The following is a 1,655-nucleotide window of genomic DNA, read 5'->3' as shown; positions in this document are numbered from 1 at the left end:
CTGGGCAGTTGGCTTGAGCCCCATGGTGCGTCTCTATCGGCTTGCAGGGGTCGAGGTTGCTCCTGACGCTTGAAATAAATAGCAAGTTGGTCCGGGATAATCGTGCTATAAGGCACGAATGACCCAAGACAGTGGCCTGCGTGTAGGCCAAGTTTTCTGCCCCAGCAAAAGTGCAGAAGCCGGAACGTTTGATCGGCGAATCGTCGTCATCAGCCCGCATCACGTGCTCTACGATGTTCTGAACGATCAGGATCCACCTCGGATGGAACACATGACGCCCTTGTGCTTCCTCGAATGGATAGCTTGGTCGGAGGCAACATTGTGGGAGCCGAAGGAAAAAGGCGGCTGCACGGCCGGCGACCGGCAGGCGTTATCGAGGATGCTGGTGGACCTAGCGTGCGACTAAGCAATTGTCCTCCGCCTGATAAAGGCTGGCCTACAGCTGGAAGAGACTGCCCCTACTATACTCCTGCGGACAACGCCAAGGACAGTGATCCTGATGAATAAGACGCTCATGCGGTTTGCCAGTGCATGGCTTGTCTTGGCCGTGATGGCAAATGCAGCTGCAGTAGTTGGCGCATTTGCAAGATCTACAAGCTTTTATAGCGGTATTAGTGGTGCATTGAGCATATACAACCCTTTCGATATTACAAACCTTCTAACACAGATTGCGCTATTCCTTCCGATCTTCGTGGCGCTCTACTGGCGCAATAGTCGACTAGAGAGACCTACGTCTTAAATGTACTTGCCTGTGCCTGGAGCGGCTTGGGTCACCCACAGTCTGACAGCCCTGGGTTCTGAATCCCGTTCCTATCGTGACTTCGTCCACCTGCGCGTCATCCGCTTGAGGATAGCCACCTGCCTGAAGAACTCGTGCCTGGGCTGAGCCGGACTGCCAACCAGCGCCACACTCGCGGGCACGTCCGACATCCCGCCTGCCTGCGCCCCGATTCGGGCTCCTTTTCCGATGCGCAAATGTCCGGCCAGTGCCGCCTGACCGCCAATCTGAACAAAATCATCGAGCACCGTTGAGCCAGCAATGCCCACCTGTGCCACGACCACACAGCAGCCTATTACAGTTCACCCACCCATCTTCCAGATCCTCGCCACTGCATCTGCAACTTCCGCTGCAATGCTCTTCCGCCGCAGTGCCTCGACCTCAACAGCCGCAATCTCGCGGTCACGGGCAGATGCTAACTCTCTGTAGCCGGACGTTCTTTCAACGTCAGGCAAAAGGAACCGGCCATGACGGACCAGGATCGCGTGGATCTGCTGTGCTCGCCACAAATCGATGAAATCAGGTGTGGCCTGGTGATCTTCGGGGGTCATGCTGGGTGCCAACAGGTGCGCGAGCGCTTGGGGCGGTGGCCGCTCACTGACTGTCGGCAAAGTCGCAGGGATGGCCAGTTCGCAGGTTAATCAGGCATGTCGTCGCTGGAGGGCGCCATGCCTGATCGACCGTACCCTTCCGATCTGAGTGACACGGAATGGACAGCGCTGGAGCCGCTCCTTCCGCCACCTTGCCGCCTAGGTAGGGAACCCATTCAGGTCCATGCTGAGGCGACGGCGACGAGTGCGAGGGCGGCCAGGTAGTTCCGGGCGAGGCGGTCGTAGCGGGTGGCGATGCGCCGCCAGTTCTTGAGCCGGCAAAACAG

The 1,655-nt window shown here is 57.9% G+C and carries 1 protein-coding gene and 2 pseudogenes; 1 reads left to right on the top strand and 2 read right to left on the bottom strand.

The genetic code is table 11. The features are described from left to right. Positions 1-1,080 precede the first annotated feature (1,080 nt). Entirely contained in the window at positions 1,081-1,329 is a 249-nt protein-coding gene (locus HLA95_RS27200; RefSeq protein ID WP_191062059.1) for a hypothetical protein, read from the bottom strand. Between the two features lie 96 nt (positions 1,330-1,425). Between HLA95_RS27200 and HLA95_RS29495 the strand changes: the two are divergent. Beyond that, positions 1,426-1,551: pseudogene (locus tag HLA95_RS29495) on the top strand (transposase); the annotation flags it as partial. Here HLA95_RS29495 and HLA95_RS27195 read toward each other — a convergent pair. Beyond that, a pseudogene (locus tag HLA95_RS27195) lies at positions 1,545-1,655 on the bottom strand (IS5/IS1182 family transposase); the annotation flags it as partial. The pseudogenes HLA95_RS29495 and HLA95_RS27195 overlap by 7 nt on opposite strands.

The sequence above is a fragment of the Geminicoccus harenae genome (assembly GCF_019800005.1).
Lineage (GTDB): Bacteria > Pseudomonadota > Alphaproteobacteria > Geminicoccales > Geminicoccaceae > Geminicoccus > Geminicoccus harenae.
The sequence above is the reverse complement of the archived record's forward strand: the minus strand, read 5'-3'. Positions and strand labels throughout refer to the sequence as shown.